The 17,517-nt window shown below is 67.4% G+C and carries 15 protein-coding genes and 6 pseudogenes; 7 read left to right on the top strand and 14 right to left on the bottom strand.

Annotated elements, in window-relative coordinates:
• Positions 1-293: 293 nt before the first annotated feature.
• Positions 294-677 carry a hypothetical protein gene (locus ABT063_RS50550; protein ID WP_351068851.1) on the top strand — a complete coding sequence of 128 codons (384 nt, stop codon included), beginning with the start codon at positions 294-296 and terminating at the stop codon, positions 675-677.
• Entirely contained in the window at positions 661-870 is a 210-nt protein-coding gene (locus ABT063_RS50545; RefSeq protein WP_351068849.1) for a hypothetical protein, read from the top strand. The genes ABT063_RS50550 and ABT063_RS50545 overlap by 17 nt, the downstream gene beginning before the upstream one ends.
• 8 nt (positions 871-878) lie before the next feature.
• Here the strand turns inward: ABT063_RS50545 and ABT063_RS50540 are convergent.
• From ABT063_RS50540 to ABT063_RS50530, 3 genes and pseudogenes are all read right to left on the bottom strand, one after another.
• Positions 879-1,019, bottom strand: a pseudogene (locus ABT063_RS50540) (IS5 family transposase); the annotation flags it as partial.
• 317 nt (positions 1,020-1,336) lie between these two features.
• Positions 1,337-1,462 (bottom strand): annotated as a pseudogene (locus tag ABT063_RS50535) (IS5 family transposase); the annotation flags it as partial.
• 310 nt (positions 1,463-1,772) lie between these two features.
• Positions 1,773-2,150 carry a MerR family transcriptional regulator gene (locus ABT063_RS50530; RefSeq protein WP_351068846.1) on the bottom strand — a complete coding sequence of 126 codons (378 nt, stop codon included), beginning with the start codon at positions 2,148-2,150 and terminating at the stop codon, positions 1,773-1,775.
• A gap of 53 nt (positions 2,151-2,203) precedes the next feature.
• Between ABT063_RS50530 and ABT063_RS50525 the strand changes: the two genes are divergently transcribed.
• Entirely contained in the window at positions 2,204-3,712 is a 1,509-nt protein-coding gene (locus tag ABT063_RS50525; RefSeq protein ID WP_351068843.1) for an MFS transporter, read from the top strand.
• An 825-nt stretch (positions 3,713-4,537) separates the two neighbouring features.
• Here the strand turns inward: ABT063_RS50525 and ABT063_RS50520 are convergent.
• The 3 genes and pseudogenes from ABT063_RS50520 to ABT063_RS50510 form a co-directional block, all read right to left on the bottom strand.
• Positions 4,538-5,143 (bottom strand): annotated as a pseudogene (locus ABT063_RS50520) (ISAs1 family transposase); the annotation flags it as partial.
• A gap of 109 nt (positions 5,144-5,252) precedes the next feature.
• Positions 5,253-5,459: pseudogene (locus ABT063_RS50515) on the bottom strand (transposase family protein); the annotation flags it as partial.
• Positions 5,460-5,730: 271 nt separating this feature from the next.
• A complete protein-coding gene (locus tag ABT063_RS50510) occupies positions 5,731-6,636 on the bottom strand; it encodes an aminoglycoside phosphotransferase family protein (protein WP_351068839.1) in 906 nt (301 codons plus the stop codon).
• A gap of 410 nt (positions 6,637-7,046) precedes the next feature.
• Here ABT063_RS50510 and ABT063_RS50505 point away from each other — a divergent pair, with 410 nt between their 5' ends.
• Entirely contained in the window at positions 7,047-7,586 is a 540-nt protein-coding gene (locus tag ABT063_RS50505) for an LLM class flavin-dependent oxidoreductase (protein WP_351068836.1), read from the top strand.
• A 119-nt stretch (positions 7,587-7,705) separates the two neighbouring features.
• Here ABT063_RS50505 and ABT063_RS50500 read toward each other — a convergent pair whose 3' ends face one another.
• Positions 7,706-8,521 carry a sulfite exporter TauE/SafE family protein gene (locus tag ABT063_RS50500; RefSeq protein ID WP_351068833.1) on the bottom strand — a complete coding sequence of 272 codons (816 nt, stop codon included), beginning with the start codon at positions 8,519-8,521 and terminating at the stop codon, positions 7,706-7,708.
• Positions 8,522-8,775: 254 nt separating this feature from the next.
• The gene (locus ABT063_RS50495; RefSeq protein WP_351068831.1) at positions 8,776-9,258 is read right to left on the bottom strand and encodes a MarR family winged helix-turn-helix transcriptional regulator; all 483 of its coding nucleotides are present in this window, start codon (positions 9,256-9,258) and stop codon (positions 8,776-8,778) included.
• Positions 9,259-9,400: 142 nt separating this feature from the next.
• Between ABT063_RS50495 and ABT063_RS50490 the strand changes: the two genes are divergently transcribed.
• Together ABT063_RS50490 and ABT063_RS50485 are read left to right on the top strand one after the other, a co-directional pair.
• On the top strand, positions 9,401-10,507 hold the full coding sequence (locus ABT063_RS50490) for an epoxide hydrolase family protein (RefSeq protein WP_351068828.1): 1,107 nt from the start codon (positions 9,401-9,403) through the stop codon (positions 10,505-10,507).
• Positions 10,508-10,762: 255 nt separating this feature from the next.
• Positions 10,763-10,912, top strand: coding sequence for a hypothetical protein (locus ABT063_RS50485; protein WP_351068826.1), 150 nt, complete (start codon positions 10,763-10,765; stop codon positions 10,910-10,912).
• 138 nt (positions 10,913-11,050) lie between these two features.
• Here ABT063_RS50485 and istB read toward each other — a convergent pair.
• From istB to ABT063_RS50470, 3 genes and pseudogenes are all read right to left on the bottom strand, one after another.
• Positions 11,051-11,859, bottom strand: a pseudogene (istB, locus tag ABT063_RS50480) (IS21-like element helper ATPase IstB).
• A complete protein-coding gene (locus tag ABT063_RS50475; RefSeq protein WP_351068824.1) occupies positions 11,856-12,146 on the bottom strand; it encodes a hypothetical protein in 291 nt (96 codons plus the stop codon). Before ABT063_RS50475 ends, istB begins: the two are co-directional and overlap by 4 nt.
• On the bottom strand, positions 12,107-12,853 hold the full coding sequence (locus tag ABT063_RS50470; RefSeq protein WP_351068822.1) for a Mu transposase domain-containing protein: 747 nt from the start codon (positions 12,851-12,853) through the stop codon (positions 12,107-12,109). Before ABT063_RS50470 ends, ABT063_RS50475 begins: the two co-directional genes overlap by 40 nt.
• Before the next feature lie 182 nt (positions 12,854-13,035).
• On the opposite strand from ABT063_RS50470, the gene ABT063_RS50465 reads away from it, so the two are divergent.
• The gene (locus ABT063_RS50465; RefSeq protein WP_351068819.1) at positions 13,036-13,770 is read left to right on the top strand and encodes an ASCH domain-containing protein; all 735 of its coding nucleotides are present in this window, start codon (positions 13,036-13,038) and stop codon (positions 13,768-13,770) included.
• Positions 13,771-13,897: 127 nt separating this feature from the next.
• Here ABT063_RS50465 and ABT063_RS50460 read toward each other — a convergent pair.
• The 3 genes and pseudogenes from ABT063_RS50460 to ABT063_RS50450 all read right to left on the bottom strand — a co-directional run bounded on the left by ABT063_RS50460 (position 13,898) and on the right by ABT063_RS50450 (position 17,407).
• Positions 13,898-15,358, bottom strand: a pseudogene (locus ABT063_RS50460) (tyrosine-type recombinase/integrase).
• Positions 15,359-15,726: 368 nt separating this feature from the next.
• Positions 15,727-16,749 (bottom strand): tyrosine-type recombinase/integrase, encoded by a 1,023-nt coding sequence (locus ABT063_RS50455; protein WP_351068816.1) that lies wholly within the window; start codon positions 16,747-16,749, stop codon positions 15,727-15,729.
• A 118-nt stretch (positions 16,750-16,867) separates the two neighbouring features.
• On the bottom strand, positions 16,868-17,407 hold the full coding sequence (locus tag ABT063_RS50450; RefSeq protein ID WP_351068814.1) for a hypothetical protein: 540 nt from the start codon (positions 17,405-17,407) through the stop codon (positions 16,868-16,870).
• Between the last annotated feature and the right edge of the window lie 110 nt (positions 17,408-17,517).

Here is a 17,517-nt window from a genome sequence, read left to right as displayed (position 1 = left end):
AACATAATACTTTTTTTTTTTTTTTTTTTTTTTGGGTTTTTGTTCTTTTGTTTTCTTTGGGCTTGGGGCTTAAACTGGATACCCCCTCACAACGCCCTTGGTCGTGGGTGTCCACCCACCCCGTGGCGACCCTCCTTCCATCAACGCCCCCCAGCCCCCACACACAGCAACCCCTAAGAAGCCGTATCTCAATCGAATATGATCGCTTGATTTCCGCTGGTCAGGCATGGCCTGGCTTGGGATGAGGGAGGCATCGGGCATCTTGTTCGCGCTCCATGAGCGAGGGGTGCGCGATGGCGTCGGTGCTGGGAATGCTGGAGGAGCGGAAGACAGCTGCCCGTGTGCGGGTGGATGGGCTGTGGGAGGAAGTTGTCCGGCTGGCTGGGGTGTTGGAGGTCGCCGGGATCGGGCTGGACCGGTGGGTGATCGCGTGGGAAGAGCTGGTCGGGGCTCTGGCTGTCTCGGTTGCCGAGACTACCGGTGTGACCGGGGCGGGGGCGGAGCGGGAAGCCGCGCCCTTGCCCGCGCCGGTGCCGGGCTCGGTGGTGCCACCTTGGCGCGAAGGATTGCTGGTGCTGGTGCTGGGCTCCCAGCGGATCCTGGGCGTGCTCGACGAGCGGCAGCCGACGGGCCGGACCGCTGAAGGCCAAGGAGATCACGGTGGAGCTGGGCTTTGAGGCGACGTCGGCGAAGGTCCGAGGGGGTGCGCTCGAAGGTCAGGCGCCCGGCGGGGTGTGGGTGGCTCGTGCAGGAGATGTCGGGGATGTTCAGCGCTGGACGGCGGCCCGTGCCCGCGCCGGAGGCCGCCTCATCCGTGTGACCATCGCCCACTGGATCGCAGCCTCGCTGCTGGTCGGCAACGTCTCGTAGTTCCGGACCGGTCGGCGTGAATGCATCAGCCACGTGAACGTGCGCTCTGCCACCCAGTGCCTGGGCAGCACCACGAACGCCTCCATGTTGTCGGTGGGCTTGACGACCTGAAGGGTGAGCGCGAGTTTCTGCCGGCACCAGTCGACCAGGCCGCCGGTGTAGCCGCTGTCGGCCAGATCAGGCAGATGTCACGGTGCAGGCGGCGCAGCCGCTGCAGCAGGCCCACCGTGGTATCCCGGTCCCCGACGTTCGCGGCGGTCACCGCGACGACCGGCAGCAGACGGAGGCAGTCGGTCATGGTGTGCGGCACCGAGGCCGCGGCCTTCACCGACTGCGCATCGATGATCCCGGCCGTCGGCTTCGCCTCACGGCCCTCCCGATCCCGGATCCGTCCGCGCAGCCGGTCGTGGAACTCTGTGATCAGGCCGTGCTCGCGCCAGCGGCGGAAGAAGGCGTAGACCCGGCCCCAATCGGGGAAGTCCACGGGCATCGCCCGCCAGGAGATCCCGCCCACGACCAGGTAACGGATCGCGTCCGGTATCTGGCAGTAGCCCTCGGGCTGCCCGCCCCGGCCCTGGAGCCAGGCCGGCACCGGTAGCAAAGGCCGGATGGCCGCCCATTCCGCGTCCGACGTGTCCGAGGGATACCGGCGTTCCCGGTCCGGATGGTCGGCCGCGTTGCCGTACACATGCGCGAGGCAATCACACGATGGAGCAGCCGAGTTGAACTGAACGGGCTCGGGCGCGTACAACAACGACACCAGGGCCTCCCGGCACTGCTCGGTTAGATTCGCATCCCCGAGTTACCGAGAGGCCCTGTCGTCATGCGCGTACAACGGGAAGGTCACTTCGGCGGGAAACCTGTTCGACCCGCACGTCCCATGATCGGTTGAGATACGGCTTCTAAGTGGCCGCGGTTCGCGTGAGCGTGGGTGGCGCGGTGGCGATGATGGTGTCGAGGGTGGCGCGGGCGGCTTCGAGTACGTGAATGGATGCGGTTATCCGTTCACGCTCACGGTGGAGGTCGTCGACGAGTTCGGGGCAGTCGGCGATAAGCCGTTCTCCGTCCTTGCCCATGCACGGCAGCACGTCGGCGATCGTGGCTGTGGACAGGCCGGCGGCCAGGAGGTTGCGGATGTGCGCCACCACGACCACATCCGATGGTGAGTACTCCCGGTAGCCGCTCGGGCGTCGAGTCGGGGCGAGCAGGCCCTGATCCTCGTAGTAGCGGAGCAACCGCTCACTGACACCGGTGCGACGTGCGAGCTCGCCGATTCGCATGGGTTCTCCCGGGCTTGACTCTGACATCGGTGTGAGACTTTAGCGTCGGCTGCATGACAAGTCGATCGGTTGTGACCACCGAACAGGCGAGCCTGCGGACCTGGCTGGGGCTTGCGGTGCTCGCCCTGCCCACCCTCCTGCTCGCCGCAGACATCACGGTGCTCTACCTGGCCACACCACAGCTGGCGGCGAGCCTGCGGCCCACCGCCACCGAACTGTTGTGGATCACCGACAGCTATGGGTTTCTGATCGCCGCCTTCCTGGTGCCGATGGGCAACCTCGGTGATCGCATCGGCCGGCGCCGGTTACTCCTCATGGGCGCCGCGGCGTTCGCCGCCGGATCGGTCATCGCCGCCTACGCACCGACGCCGACGGCGCTCATCGCGGCGCGCGCACTGCTCGGTGTCGCCGGTTCAACGCTGATGCCGTCCACGCTCGCGCTGATCAGCAACATGTTCCGGGACCCGACGCAGCGCGGGATGGCCATTGGAATCTGGGCGGCGTGCCTTTCGGGCGGCGTCGCGCTCGGCCCCGTCGTCGGCGGCGCCCTGTTGGCATCGTGGTGGTGGGGCTCGGCCTTCCTTATCGCCGTGCCCGTGATGGCGCTATTGCTGGTCACGGCGCCGTTGGTACTGCCAGAGCACCGTGACCCCGCGCCCGGTCGCGTCGACCTGATCAGCGTCGCCCTCTCCCTGGCGAGCGTGCTGCCAGCGATCTACGGCATCAAACACCTCGTCGCGGGCAGCCCCATCACGACCAGCATGATTTCGATCGGCGCGGGCACCATTTCCGGTGCCTTGTTCGTGCGGCGTCAATTGGTGATTCCCGACCCGTTGATCGACGTGAAGTTGTTCAACGTGCGGCAATTCCGGGTCGCGATGATCGTGATGACGGTCGGCATCTCCGCAACCGCGGGCGTCTACTTGCTCGTCACGCACTATCTGCAACAGGTCGCCAAGCTGTCGCCGTTGCAGGCGGGCCTGTGGTTGCTCCCGTCGTCCGGCGCGATGGTCCTGACCTCCGTGCTGGCCCCCGGGCTCGCACGGAGGTTCGCACCCGGACGGATCGTCGGCATCTCACTGCTGACCTCCGCGGCCGGGTTCGCGACCCTCACCCAACTGACCGCGGATTCGGGACTGCCACTGGTCGTGCTCAGCATCGTCGTCGTGTATCTCGGACAGGGACCGATCATGGCCCTCAGCACCGATCTCATAGTGGGCTCGGCACCACCACGCAAGGCCGGAGCAGCGTCGGCACTGTCCGAGACCGGCACCGAATTCGGACTCGCCCTCGGCGTCGCGGTCCTGGGCAGCATCGGTGCCGGCGTGTACCGGCAGCACATCGGCGTCCACATCCCGCGCACCCTGCCGCCGGATTCCGCAGAGGCCGCCCGGGAGGGCCACAGCCAGGCGGCGGCGGCCTCGACGGAACTACCGCCGGCAGCCGGTGCGGACCTGCTACACGCCGCCGACGCGGCATTGACCTCGGGCCTCGTGGTGATCGCCGCGATCGCTGCCGCGGTGTCGGCGGGGCTGGCCATCCTTGCGTGGCGAGCCGACTGACCTGCGCTCGCGGGCCTCAAGACCTCTCAGATCACCAGGGACAGCAGGAGGACGAAGAGCAGCGAGGCCGACGTCACGCTGGCCTCTTCTGACCCTTCCCCATAGGTGTCGCATCGCTGGACTTCAGGCCGCGTCTAGTGCCGTGACCGCATAGGTTCGCCGGTTTGGCCAGGCTGGGCCCCCGTCCCCGTACGGCGACGATGTGCTCGTCGAGTATCGGAATGATGCCCGGACATGCTGCCCGCCTTGCCGATGCGGCCGTCCAGGCTTACGTCGGTGAGCGGCAGGACGTCGAGGTGGTGGTCGGTGCGCGGGTCACAGGCACAACCGTTACGCGGTCCGTAGCCATAGGTGGTTACCGGACAGTGATGAGCTTGAAACGAGAGGGAGTTGACGGCGCGCGTATGGTGGAGAGGAAACGCATCAACGCCCGCCCAGGCTGTGAGCCGGGTGGGCCGAACGGGGGAAGAAAGGTGCGTGCCCGATGACGATCGGGCTCCTCTCCGCGATTGCTGCCGTGTTCTACGGGAGCACGGTCTCGATCCTCGCTCTTACTGCGACCTTTGCTCGGCGCCGCACGCTGCGTCGTTGCTCCAACGCTGGTGGAAAGCCTGGTCCAGCACGCCCCCAGGGCTTCGGCGTAGTCACAAGACGTCCGGTTCGTGATCATCCGAGGCCGAGGAGTGCGAGGGGGCGGCGAGGGTCGCGGGCGTTCCGGCGGAGGCCAGCCGCGATGTTCTTCACTCCGGCCGTGCGGAGGGCTCCGATGGCGAGATTGCGCCAGGTGGCCATCGCGCGGGGCGCATTGCCGGTCCGCAGCTGGGAGGCGTCCTCGGTGAAGGTGGTGTCGCGCACATGGTGCAGGGCCTCGATCTTCCAATGGTCGCGAACGAGTTCGGCGAGCTGGGCCGCGGTGGCCTGCTCGGCGGCCAGGCTGGTGACGGCGTAGACCGTCTTGACGGTGGCCTTGCCGGTCTTGCGGTCGGTGCGCCGGCGCTTGACCTGGACAGCCTGGCGGGCTCCGGGGAAGACGAGGCTGTTCACGGCGGCGACCTTGATCCTGCGGATCTCCGAGCGACCGTGGCCGATGCCCCGGGTGCGTCCCTGAAGCGGGATGTCCTTCCAGGGAAGGGACTTGATCTGCTGGCGCAGCTTCTTCTGGTTGCCCTTGACGATCACGATGTAGTGGGCACCCCGGCCGAGGAGGTAGTCGGCGTGCTCGCGCTGGGTGTGCATGGCGTCGCTGGAGACGACGGCTCCTGCGAGGTCGGCGACGGTGTCCAGCAGCGGCTGGAAGCAGGTGATCTCGTTCGTCTTCTCGCCGACGTCCAGCTGGGCCAGGACCAGACCGGTGGCGTGTTCCAGTGCGGCGAGCAGGTGGATCCTGCGGCCCTTCGCCTTGGCCGCGCCGCGCAGACTTTTGCCGTCCACTGCGAGGCCGCGCAGCCTGGTCGCCTTCGGTCGGCGGTCGGCGGTCGGCGAGCCAGCGTCCGACCGCCCGGTCCAGCGCGTCGCCGTCGATGCGGGCCAGCAGCCGCCGGACCGTCGTTTCCGCAGGCAGAAACCGCTTCGGGAACAGTGGGTCGAGGCGTACGCCGAGGCGTTGAAGGATGTGCGGCGGGGCGTCGGCGATCCACTCGCTGACCGCCAATGCAGAGGTCGCCCCCGCCAGAACCGCACACGCGGTCAGCGCGAGCACGGCAACCAGAGCGTGCCGTACGCCGCGTGGGTCTCGCGGGTCGGGCACCTCGGCCAGCCGCTCCAGCAGGGCGGAACCTCGTCGGATACGACCTTGGGATGCGCGCGGAGCTGGTCAAGGGCAGGCGGGATCAGCGGTGATGCGTCGGCAGGCACGGTCTTCCACTCGGATCACGGGGCGCAGAGAACTCCATGATCTTGGAATCCGCGCCTCGGAAGTGGGTCACGATCCACGCGTCGCCGACACGTGACAGTTTCCCGTGTCGGCTGCCTCAACCTCACGATCAAGATGGTCAGCGGCCATGCTCAGGGCGAACACGTCACGTGAGCGATTTATCCGCCATGACACGTTCCAAGGATCGTTGACCCATCCGACTCATGGCCGGGTTGCTTTCGACGTAGTACCAGACCAACCCCATCGCTTGAACGAAAGCCCACGCCTTGCCTCGCTCCCACTCAAGGTCGTCGCTGCCCAGGTGATCGCGGAGCACCTGCCGCGGCCCAGCCTCGAGCAAATGCCACGCGCTCACGAGATCCAGCGAAGGGTCAGCCGGCCCGAAGCCGCCAACGTCGAGAATCCCCGCAAGCCGACCAGCGGACACGAGCACGTTGCCAGGAATCAGATCGCAATGGGCCATGGCGTCCTCAGCTGCACCTCGCGGCAGCTCACGCAAAGTTGCCCAGATGCGGCGAAGCCGAGGGACATCCAGGAGTTGCTCACTGTGTCTGAAACAGGTCTCCATCCACGCGTCATGGGACTGCAGGTCGCCTCCTCGACCTGTGCCGGCGAACGTGCGGCCATGCGTGTCGATCGCGCGTAGGTCGCCGATGAGATCGGCCAAGTCGCGGGCAAACGCAGACGATTCGCCTGGGTCCTCGTTGGCGGCCACGACGCCGGGCAACCACGTCTGTACCGACCACGGAAGCGGGTAGCCTGCCCCGGGTTCACCAAGCGCGACCGGCTCGGGTGTGGGGAAACGAGTGTGACCTACCAGCTCGCGCGCCGCTTCCATTTCGGACTCCAGCCAGCGCCGCGTCGACTCGATGTCTGCGGACTCAAGAGGGAACCGGGCTGCGAACCGATCGCCAATGCGGAAGATGGCGTTGACCGTACCCTGCGCAGCGATGCTCCTGACTGGCAGGCTCCGCCACTCAGGAAACTGGTGATCTACCAACGTGCGCACCGTCTCAGGTGACACCGTCAGCTGGTTGGCGTGCATCTTCACGGTGGAAGCATCCGCATCACGAGCTTCAACGGCAACCCGTTTTTTGGTCGCGCAACCTTGCCTGCTGGTAGTCCGGCACGTGGTGGGCTGCCCCTGAGTGAGTGGTTTTGAACCTCGGAACCGCAGCTCAGTGCCATCGCGCCAACGATGACCAGTAGGGGCAGTGTTCGCGTATTTGTCACAGTGACCGATACGCGAACATAGAGGTACTGCCATCCTCGAAGAGTGGGGATGATCCGCTCACACTGGCAGATCGAGGGCCCTGCACCATGTGAGTGCTCAGGCCGGCCGAGCCGTACGGACAGGACGGTGCACGGGATGTGCGGTCGGGGCCCGAGGACTTGCATGCCTTGCGCATTGGAACCGCGCCGGGTGGCGGCAGGCTGTGCGGAGAGGACGAGGAGGCGCACATGCGCGTGGGGATGACGGTATTGCCGGAGTATTCCGGAGAATCCGCCCGGAAGATCTGGGCAAGCGTCGAAGAGTACGGGTTCGACCACGGCTGGACTTTCGACCATCTTGGCTGGGACGGGCTGCTCGACGGCCCGTGGTACGGCACGGTGCCGACGCTGACCCTCGCCGCACTGGTCACGTCGCGGCTGGAGATCGGCACGCTTGTGGCCAGCCCGAACTTCCGCCACCCGGTGGCCTTCTCCCGCGACCTGATCGGCCTCGACGAGATCAGCGAAGGGCGTCTCACTCTCGGCGCCGGCGCCGGCGCCGGCGCGGAGGGCGGGTACGATGTCGACGTTTTCGGGGCGGGAGCGCCGAAGAGCCGGGTTCGCAGGTTCGTCGAGTTCGTCGAGCTGCTCGATCGGCTCCTCCGCGAGGACCATGTCTCCTTCCAGGGTGACTGCTACTCCGCCGTCGACGCTCGTTCGGTGCCCGGGTGCCGGCAGCGGCCGCGGCTGCCGTTCATAGTGGCGGCTGGCTTCGTAGGTGTTCGTTGACTCCGTTTGTAGGTGAGTTCTGACTCCACCTGGCGGCCGGAGGGTCTCGTTTGGTAGGTGAGAAGTGACTCCACTTTGGGAGGTGTCGGCCCACGGTGCCCAGGGCCGTCTGCGCGGCGTCAGTCGTGACGGGCGAGCTTGGCCGAGGAGACGAGCAGGATCAAGGCCAGCACGGGGATGAGCACCAGGTCCGAGAACACGCCGACCAGCAGCCCGCCCAGCATCGCGCCGGCGATTGAGCCTGCGGCCATGACCAGGGTGAAGCGGCGGTTGGCGCCCAGCACCGCGAAGCTGCCGTCCCGGCTGTATCGGGCGAAGGCGACCAGCATGGTCGGCAGCGACACCAGCAGGGACAGACTCCCTGCCGTCTTGATGTCCACGGCGAACAGCAGCACGATCGTCGGGATCAGCAGCTCGCCGCCGGCCACACCCATGATCGCGGCGACCACCCCGATGCCGAACCCGGCGACCACGCCCAGGGGCACTTGCGCCCACAGCGGCAGCGACAGCGTCCCGACGGTGGTGACGTGGGTGACCAGCAGGGCCGCGGCCATGAGCACCATCAGGGCGGCCAGCACCTTGTAGAGGGTGGAGCTGCACATCCGCACCGCCCACGTCGCTCCGGCCCAGGCGCCGATCAGGCTTCCGGCCAGCAGGTTGACCGCGATCGTCCAGTGCGCGGCCAGTGCGGAGGCGGGAACCGCTGCGAGCCGTGCGGGCAGCGCGACCAGCACCACGACCAGGCTCATCGCCTTGTTCAGGATGACCGCGGAGAGCGCGGCGAACCCGAACAGGCTGATCAGCAGCGGCAGGCGGAACTCCGCGCCGCCCAGGCCGATCATCCCGCCCAGGACGCCGATGGCCGCTCCCGCACCGAAGACCAGGGGCATCGGGTGGGTGGAACGTGCGGGAACGGTGTTCTGGTCAGTGGCCATGACGGGCATCCTCCCTGGTGGAGGGACCTGTCCGCCATGGCGCGGGCTCACGTTCGGGGTAAGGCACCGGCCACCGGCCCGGCATTCGTCCGGACCTCCCAACCGCTGACCCAACGGCTGTAGAGCGGGGCCCCAGCGCCGGTAGAGGGTGCAGATGTCGGCGTACGGATTGATGCACATAGCTGCGTACGGATGGACGTGCACAGCGATGTGTACGTGCACTGCTTCGATCCGGATGAGGGGGCCCGGCTTGTTCACATGTTCTGGCCGTGGTGATCCACAAGGGCGGCGAGGAGTCGGGCCAACTGCTCGCGTTCCGAGGGGGTCAGTGGCGCAAGCACCTCGTTTTCCACCCCGGCAAGCAGTTTGTCCAGCTTCAGTAGTTGCCGGTGCCCCTGCTTGGTGACGGCGATGATGTTCTGCCGGCGATCGGCAGGGTTGGGTGAGCGTTCCACCAGTCCGCGATCGGCCAGCTCGTTGATCACCGTGACCATGTCGCTGCGGTAGATCCCCGTCCGGCGACTCAGCTCCGCCTGGCTGGCGGGTCCGAACTCGTCCAGCGTGGCGAGCGCCGCGTAATGCCACTTGCGGGCGCCCGCGCGCGCCAACTCCTCGTTCACCAGGCGATCCGACTGGATCGCGGCCAGTGCCAGAAGCCGGGTCCCCAGATTCCGCAGCCGCGCGGCAGTGGCCAGGCGGTCGGTCGAGCTCGCCTTGTCGGGCGTGCTGTTGCTCATGCCGCGATCGTACGTTGCGTTAGTCCCACTAACAAACTATCGTCGCTAACAAGAGGAACGTTAGTGTGACGAACGATTTGGTGCACCAAACGCTGGCCGTCCGAACTTTTGGACGCCGAATGAAGCCCCTGGAGTTGAGACCATGATCAAGCCGTTCCGCATCGACATCCCCCAGGCCGACCTCGACGACCTGACCGACCGGCTCTCCCGCACCCGTTGGCCCAACGAGGTCGCCGACGCCGGGTGGGACTACGGCTTCCCGCTGGCGCGGCTCAAGGAGCTGGCCGAATACTGGCGAACCGGCTACGACTGGCGCGAGCACGAGGCCAAGCTCAACGAGCTTGCGCACTTCACCACCGAGATCGACGGCCAGAACATCCACTTCGTCCACGTCCGGTCTTCGAAACCGGACGCGCTCGCGCTGATCCTCACTCACGGCTGGCCCGGTTCGTTCCTGGAGTTCCTCGACGTGATCGAACCGCTGTCGCGCGACTTCCACCTGGTGATCCCGTCCATCCCTGGTTACGGCTTCTCCGGGCCGACCCACGAGCGCGGCTGGGATATGGTCCGGGTCGCGCGGGCCTGGGCCGAGCTCATGCGCCGTCTCGGGTACGAGCGCTATGGCGCGCAGGGCGGCGACTTCGGCTCGGGCATCTCGACGGCGCTCGGCGCGGTGGTACCCGAGCAAGTCGTCGGGGTGCACGTCAACTACCTGCCGACCCGGCCGGCCCCGGACGCCGACATCGAACTGTCCGAAACGGATGAAGCCCGGCTGGACAAGGTCAGGCAGCTGATGGCGAACCGTCCGCCGTACCAGGCTCTGCAGGCCCTCACCCCGCAAACCATCGGCTACGCGCTGACCGACTCGCCGGTCGGCCAGCTGGCCTGGATCGCCGAGCGCTTCGCACAGTGGACCGACCCTCGCTCGCCAATCAGTGACGATCGCATGCTCACCGACATCTCGCTCTACTGGCTGACCGCCACCGCGGCTTCCTCAGCGCGGCTGCACCACGAGGCTCCGCAGCGGATCGAGCCGTGCCCGGTACCAGTTGGCGTGGCGGTGTTCGCGCACGACATCACGCAGTCGGTGCGACCGCTGGCCGAGCGACTGTACGACATCAGGCACTGGTCGGAGTTCGAGCGAGGCGGCCACTTCGCCGCCATGGAGGTGCCGGACCTGCTCGCCGAGGACGTCCGGGACTTCTTCCTCACCCACATCAAGGACGACCACCGGATCGCCACCCGTTAGGACACACTGCTGGCCGCGAACTCCCGGGCACTCGGAGCTCGCGGCCAACAGGCCGTTCGCCTCCGATGTCTAGCCCGCCGCGCTCGGCGAGCAGGCATCCCAACTCGCCGTCGCCCGGTGCTGGAACAGCACGCTCGCTACCGCTGGACGGGGAGCCGGCCGAGGTCGCCGAACGGATCGAGCACTACGGCAAGTGGCTGGCGGGCAGCGGTGAGGTCCCCAAGCTGCTCCTCACCTTCGACTCCTCGCCGTTCCTTGCCGATCGGCAAGGAAATGGCCGTTTGGTGCGCGGCGAACATCACCGCGCTGCAAACCCGACACGGCGGCCCGGCTGGTCACCACGCACCCGAGGACCAACCCCAGGCCATCGCCGACACGATCGGCGCATGGGGCGGCAGGCTCTGACCAGCGACCGGCAACACTGATCACCTTCGTCACCGAACACCTGCCCCCAACACGCCACGTCCCTGTGCACGTTCACCCGTACGCGCCTGTGCACGCGAGTCCGCACGCCGACAGCAGACGTTGGTCTGCGGTCGGGAGTCAGTCGGCAGCCTGCTGTGCTGCGGCCTGTTGTTCGGCGCGGGCGCGGGTGGCCGCCAGCCGGTAGGAGTCGGTGCAGGTCTCGATGATGTTCCCGCCGAACGTCAACCGGTCCACTATGGCCGCGCAGAGCCTTGGATCCGTAAAGGTTTTGGTCCACCCTCCAAAGGATTCGTTGGAGGCGATCGCCACAGAATTCTTTTCCTCACGCTCCGTCAAAGCCTGGAACAGCAGCTCCGCCCCGCGACGGTCAAGCTCCATATAGCCGAGTTCATCAATGCACAAAAGGTCGACGCGGCCGTAGCGGGCGATGGTCTTGGCCAGCAGCTTCTCGTCGGCGGCCTCCACGAGCTCGTTGACGAGCTTGGTGGCCAGTACGTACTTCACCCGGTACTCGTGCATCGCCGCCTCGGTGCCCAGCGCGATCAGCAGATGGGACTTGCCGGTTCCGCTGTCGCCGATCAAGCACAGCGGCAGGCCCTTCTTGACCCAGTCGCACTTGGCGAGGGTGTGGATGGCGGCCGCGTCGATGACGGGGTTGGCGTCGAAGTCGAACTGCCGGATCGACTTCTCGCGCGGAAAGCCAGCCGCTTGATCCGCCGCTCGGAACGCCGACGGGCCCGGTCATCGCATTCGGACAGCAGCAGCTCGGCCAGGAACCCGCGATACGTCATCTGGTCACGGGCGGCGGCTTCGGCCAGCTCGGGGTACTGGGAGCGGATGGTGGGCAGCCGGAGCATCCGGCACGCCTGGTCCACCGCGGTGTCGGCGGCCTGTTCGGTCAGTCCGCGGTTGCGCTTGGCGGTCACGGTGCCTCTTCCTGGTATGCCTGGCCGTCGGCGGGACGCCGGCGGAATCGCAGCAGCTGGTCGTAGGCGGCCACCGACGGCAGCGGCCTGGGGTCGGGCGGCAGTGCGGCCAGGCGCCGCTCGGTCAGCGAGGTCACCGTCGCCCCGCCGTCCACCCGGCGCGGCCGGATGACCAGGTCGGCCGGCTGCTCGACGCCCTGGTCGGCCTCGCCCCACTTGCGGGCCTCCAGGGCGACCGCGTCGGCGGTCAGCGCGCCGGCCCGCAGCGCGGTCGCGATCCCTGCCACGACATGCTCGTGGACCATATTTTCCGTTGCAGCAGCAGGACCGCGATCAGCGCGCGGGTGCCCTCCGCGTCGCCGTGGGCGGTGCAGGCCGCCTGCCACCAGGCGTCGTGGACCGGGGTGAACTTGCCCGCCGACCTGGCCTGGTCCAGCGCGGTCGCCCCTGGCAGCGCGCCCGGTTTGCGGACCAGGGCCTCCAGGTAGTGGTCCAGCACCAGCCGGGAGCCGCCCTTGGCGATCAGCCGCTCGTGGCGGGCGACTTCCTTGTGCGCGTCGTAGACCACCAGCTCGGAGGCGTGCAGCACGACCCGCACCAGCCGGCCGATCAGCCGCACCGGCACCGAGTAGTGGTTGGTGCGCACGCTGACCTGGCTGTAGCGGTTCACCCGCAGCGAGGACACCAGCCCGGTCTCGAAGTCCTCCTCGGGCAGCGGGACCAGCAGCGGGCGCTCGACGGCGAACATCTCACCGATGGTCAGCGCCCGCTGCATGATCCGGCGGGCGTCGTCCTCCTCGTCCCAGCGCTCCACCATCGCGTTCAGCTCGGCCAGCGAGGTGACTTTCGGGACGGGGACCAGGTGGTTTCTGCGGAACCAGCCGATCTGCCCCTCGACGCCGCCTTTCTCGTGGGCGCCGTCGATGCCGGGATTGCAGTAGAAGCTGTTGATCGAGACGTGCGAGCGGAACGCCGTCCAGCGGTCGCTTTCCACCCGGCCCCGGGTACGGCCCAGACCTGGCTGACCGCGGCGCGCAGATTGTCGTAGCGGACCTTGCCCGTCGGCACGCCTCTAATATGCGGGTCTCGATGTCAAGCCGCCGACCACGCTGAGGGCAAGCTTCATGAGAACAATTGTGTCGAGGAGTCCGGCTGGGTCGATCTAGGGTCGGCGCCATGGTCTCCATCAAGCTCTTCGACTCCGAGCGCCGCGTCATCGAGGCTGCGGAACGGCTCGCAGCTTCCCTCGGAAGCGACCCGAACCACACCGTGGCCGCAGCGGCGATGGACACGGCCGGCAGGATCCATGAGGCGGTCAACGTCTACCACTTCACCGGCGGACCGTGCGCCGAGCTCGTCGTGCTCGGTGCCGCAGCAGCAGCGGGAGTCGGCCCGCTCGTCACAATCGCTGCCGCGGGAGATCGGGGTCGCGGCCTGATCCCGCCGTGCGGCCGCTGCCGCCAAGCGCTTCTCGACCTCCATCCCGACGTCTTCGTCGCCGTACCGACCGACGACGGACCGGCACTGCGCCCGATCCGGAGGCTTCTGCCGGATACCTACTTCTACCCCGATGCGGATGCGCGTCGAATTGTTCGGTTCAACAAGCGCTACTACGAAGACATTGCTACCGCACGGAAGACCTCCACCGTCCGCTATGAAGATCCGATCGCGCCGGGTCCCGCAATCTTCCTCTTCGAGGACGACGAAGCCCCCCGCACGTTGGAGGGCACCGTCACCGGCGTCGAACGCCACCGGCTCGATCGCCTCACCGCCGAACAGGCTCGGCTCGATGGCTTCACGAGCATCGACCAGCTCAAGAAGGGCCTCCAAGGCCACTATCCCAGCCTGCCCTCTGATGCCGAAATCGAATTTGTGACGTTTACGGTCGAAGCGCCTGACGCCGTGGAGTGATGCAGCGTGGATGACTCCATGCCCGATGGGATCGCAGTGCGGACGCCTTGCGATCCCAGCGGGCGCCCTTTTGTTGATATCGGCGTCACATCACATCTGGCCGGATCGTTCAGCTTGAATGGGGCCGTCAGGACGCTTCTCCATCGAGTCTGCTGAGGAGTCCGTCGAAGATCTGCTCGCGTGTGACTTGTCCCTTCGCTGCCGCGTCGTCTCGCTGGCGTTCGAGGGTGGGCCGGAACTCGATCGTGGTGACGAAGAACGTGCACGATTCACAGATCGACTCGAAGTGGCAGTCCATCTCGACGGGGCGAGCACAGTAGCCGTTGCCGAGCATCCGGCGATGCATCTCCCGGCGAAGCTTGGCCATCTCCGAGCCCTCGGCATCGGCCGGCAGCTGACGCGGGGCGTCGTAGAGTGCCTCCACCTTCTCCGAGACGGCGAAGTACTCGTCGGCGACGGTGCGGTCGGCGATCCGGGCGTAAACACGGGTCATGGACAACGACCTATGTCCAAGCAATGCGGCGATGGCCTCCAGCGACATGCCCCGGTTGATCGCCTGAGTGGCCAGAGTATGCCGGAGCTAGTGCGGGGTGACCCGGCCGAGTCCAGCCCGCTCGGCTGCCTTGCGGACCGCGGCCTCAATGCGGGAGGCATTGACCGGGCGGCCGTGGTCGGTGAACAGCAGGTTCGAGCGCAGGCCCTCGGGGCGGTGCAGCAGCCAGTCGTCCAGCAGCGTCTTCAACTGCGGGTGCAGGGGGACGTAGCGGTCGGTGTGCATCTTGCCGACCGGGACGCGGAGCCAGTAGGCGGAGCCGATCTGCACGACCGCGTCGACGGTGAGGCCGAGCATCTCGCTGCGGCGCATCCCGGTGCGGGCGAGGATCTCGATGGCCAGCCGGGTGAACGGGTCGGAGTCCTGGCGGGCGGCGGCCAGCAGTTTGGCGGCCGCGGCGTCATCGAGGAAGCGAGGCAGTGGTTCGTCCGCGATCGGGAAGTCGCTGTCGAAGACCAGCTGGCGGGGCGGCCGGTCGGCGGCATCCCACTCATCCAGGCGGCCGAAGAAGCCGCGGAGTTTGCTGAGCCGGTCGCGGACGGTGTGCCGGTGCAGCGGTCCTCCGCGGGCGGCCGGCCGCTCAAGCAGCCACTGCCGGTAGCGTTCGACGTGCCGCCGCTTGAGCTCCGCGACGCAGGTCACGGCCGTGTCCTCGGCGGCCACCAGGAGGGCGAACTCCCGCAGTGTCAGCTCAGTGTTCTTCACGGTTCCCGGCCGCAGCGTCCCGGCGATCTGCTGCAGATAGTGCTGCATCGTGTCCGCCAGCCCGGCAGGGACGCGGGCCCACTCGCGGGCGCGTATGTCGGCGTGGTCCGGGGAGCGACGGCGTGGGAGCTGGTCGGTCAACTCGCAGTGGAAGAGCGTCGCTTCCAGGTTGAACAAGGCGGTCGAGAGGGCCTTGACACCGCGATTGGGGATGCGGCGGGCCGCCTCCAGCAGCAGGCGGCGTCCCTGGTCCCAGTCGCTCTGTTGCAGCTGGTCCGGCTGCTGTCCGAACAGGGCGATGAAGTGGGCCAGCAGGTTGAACTGGGTCATGGCCACCGTGTCGCGGAAGCCCAGTGTGCGGGCGGTCTCCATGAACCGCAGGTGCAGTTCTGGCTCGGTGCGTGCGAGCACGATGCCCAGCCTCGGACGCCGGGCGACCAGGTAGTCGGCGCCCGGCTGCATGCGTCCGGTGACCGCCAGCCAGCTGATGAACCGGTGCGTCTCGTGGTTGAAAGCAAGCTGGCGTTCCAGCGGCAGCTTGCGGAAGTCGTCGAGGTCGGGCACTGCGGCGAGTAGGACTCGGGCGCCCCAGCGGACCTTGTGGTCGGTGTTCATGCCCTGCGCGGCCCGGTGGGCGAGGTAGAACTCGACAAGGTCCGGGCGCACGATCGGCAGGGCGGCGGCGCGGGCCCGGCGCATCAGGACTCCGCCCGGTCGGCGTCGATGGCGGCACAGGCCTGAAGGTATTGCTCGACCAGCCAGCTGTTCGCCAGGTGGATGTAGATCCGGGTCGACTCGATGGAGCGGTGGCCAGCCTGGGCCTGTACCGCTTCCAGGGCCATGCCCGCCTCCCGCAGCCGGGTCAGGCAGGTGTGGCGGAGCTGATGACAGGTCAGCCTCGGTAGTCCTGTTCGCTTCCGGACACCATCGAGAATCTCGTCCAGACCATCGGCGGAGAGCGGTTGGCCGCGGGTGGGTCCGCGCAGCACCACGAACAGCCGATCGTGGTCGACGGGCGGACGCTCGCGATCCAGATAGTTGCCGACCGCGCTGAAGAACTGCGCAGAGACGGGTATCAAGCGCTGATGGCCGCCCTTGCCCTCGCTGATGAAGACCCGACGTTCGCCTGGTGAGAGGTCGCCCAGCCGCAGGCCGAGTACCTCGCAGCGGCGCAGCCCGCCGAGCAGCATCGCGAGGACCATGGCCCTATCCCGTGTGGTGTTCACGGCGCCGAGCACCGTTTCGACCTCAGCCGGTCCGAGGACGCGCGGGAGAGTCCGGGGCGTACGCATGAGCGGTGCCCCGCGGTTGCCGCTGCGGCGGCGGTTGGCCAGCCCCGTCGGCACTGGGTTGCGATCAATGGCCAGGTCGTCGCGGGTCATGAGGTAGCCGAACAGCCCGGAGATGCTGGCGAGTCGGCGCTTGATGGTCCGAGCCGAGAGTCCTGCTTCACCGTCTTCGAGCCGGACGACCTTCGGTCCCCGCCTCGGCTTCTTCTGCGCGGTGATGAACGCGAAGACGTCCGCGGTGACGACGTCGGCAGGCTCCTTGGGCACCACCGAGAAGAAGACCTTCAGGTCGTAGGCGGTGGCCAACAGAGTGTTCGGCCGGCAGCGTGCCGCCACGAACTCCAGATAGTCGTCGACCAAGGCGTGCCCCAGCGATGCCGCGGGGTTCCCCGCGGCATCGAGGCGTCGTACCAACTGCGGCTGCCAGGCCATCTGGGCTCCTCGACGGGAGCGACCATCCTGGCCGGCAACGTGAGATCGCGGAAGAGTTGTCACCCACATAACCGCCCAGCACCTCCAGTGCATGGACGTGGCCTTCCAGGAATGCTTCCTACCCGCACGAAGCGAAGATCTTGTGCACGGCCTTCCCACTGAACGAAAGGCGCAGTGAGAACAGGAACACCTTGGTCGAAACGCCGTTCAGGTGGATCCAGACGTCCCCGAAATCGACCTCCGCCTCATCGCCGGGGCGGTGGGTCTGCGGCACGAACGCCTGTGGCGGGCCCCGGCCCTCCTCGACGCGGATCTCCGGGCGCCGCTGGAAGATGTAGGCGCGGACCATCGAGTAGGTCACGCCCTGCGCGTCGTGCTCGTCGATCAGCCGGTCGAAGACCCGTTTGACGGTGTGCCGCTGCTTGCGCGGCGCGTCCAGGTCATCCCGCAGGATCTGGTCGATCGTCGCCTTGAACGCATCCAGGCGCGAGACCCGGGCCGGGAGCTGCTTGCGCGGTGCCGGCCACACCGACTCCAGCGCCATCGCGACCGTCCGGCGGCCCACCCCGTACTTGGCCGACAAAGCCCTGCTGGACAGCCCTTCGACCCGAGCGTCATGGCGTATCGCCGCGTACAACTCGACCTTCGAAACGGGCACTTGAGCCACCCAGCGCTAGGGCGTTTCGTTTGGATCATCGGGCGGACCAGAGGAAGATGCCTGCGATGTGGAGTCCGGCCAGGTAGATGGTCGCGGTCTTCTCGTAGCGG

This window comes from Streptomyces sp. NPDC002838 (assembly GCF_040295365.1).
Classification (GTDB): Bacteria; Actinomycetota; Actinomycetes; order Streptomycetales; family Streptomycetaceae; genus Streptomyces.
The sequence above is the reverse complement of the archived record's forward strand: the minus strand, read 5'-3'. Positions and strand labels throughout refer to the sequence as shown.

Coding starts and splice junctions, on each gene's coding strand:
- ABT063_RS50490 (WP_351068828.1), top strand. CDS start 9,401: ATGATCAAGCCGTTCCGCATCGACATCCCCCAGGCCGACCTCGACGAC.
- ABT063_RS50465 (WP_351068819.1), top strand. CDS start 13,036: ATGGTCTCCATCAAGCTCTTCGACTCCGAGCGCCGCGTCATCGAGGCT.
- ABT063_RS50550 (WP_351068851.1), top strand. CDS start 294: ATGGCGTCGGTGCTGGGAATGCTGGAGGAGCGGAAGACAGCTGCCCGT.
- ABT063_RS50530 (WP_351068846.1), bottom strand. CDS start 2,150: ATGCGAATCGGCGAGCTCGCACGTCGCACCGGTGTCAGTGAGCGGTTG.
- ABT063_RS50455 (WP_351068816.1), bottom strand. CDS start 16,749: ATGGCCTGGCAGCCGCAGTTGGTACGACGCCTCGATGCCGCGGGGAAC.
- ABT063_RS50505 (WP_351068836.1), top strand. CDS start 7,047: ATGCGCGTGGGGATGACGGTATTGCCGGAGTATTCCGGAGAATCCGCC.
- ABT063_RS50495 (WP_351068831.1), bottom strand. CDS start 9,258: ATGAGCAACAGCACGCCCGACAAGGCGAGCTCGACCGACCGCCTGGCC.
- ABT063_RS50500 (WP_351068833.1), bottom strand. CDS start 8,521: ATGGCCACTGACCAGAACACCGTTCCCGCACGTTCCACCCACCCGATG.
- ABT063_RS50525 (WP_351068843.1), top strand. CDS start 2,204: ATGACAAGTCGATCGGTTGTGACCACCGAACAGGCGAGCCTGCGGACC.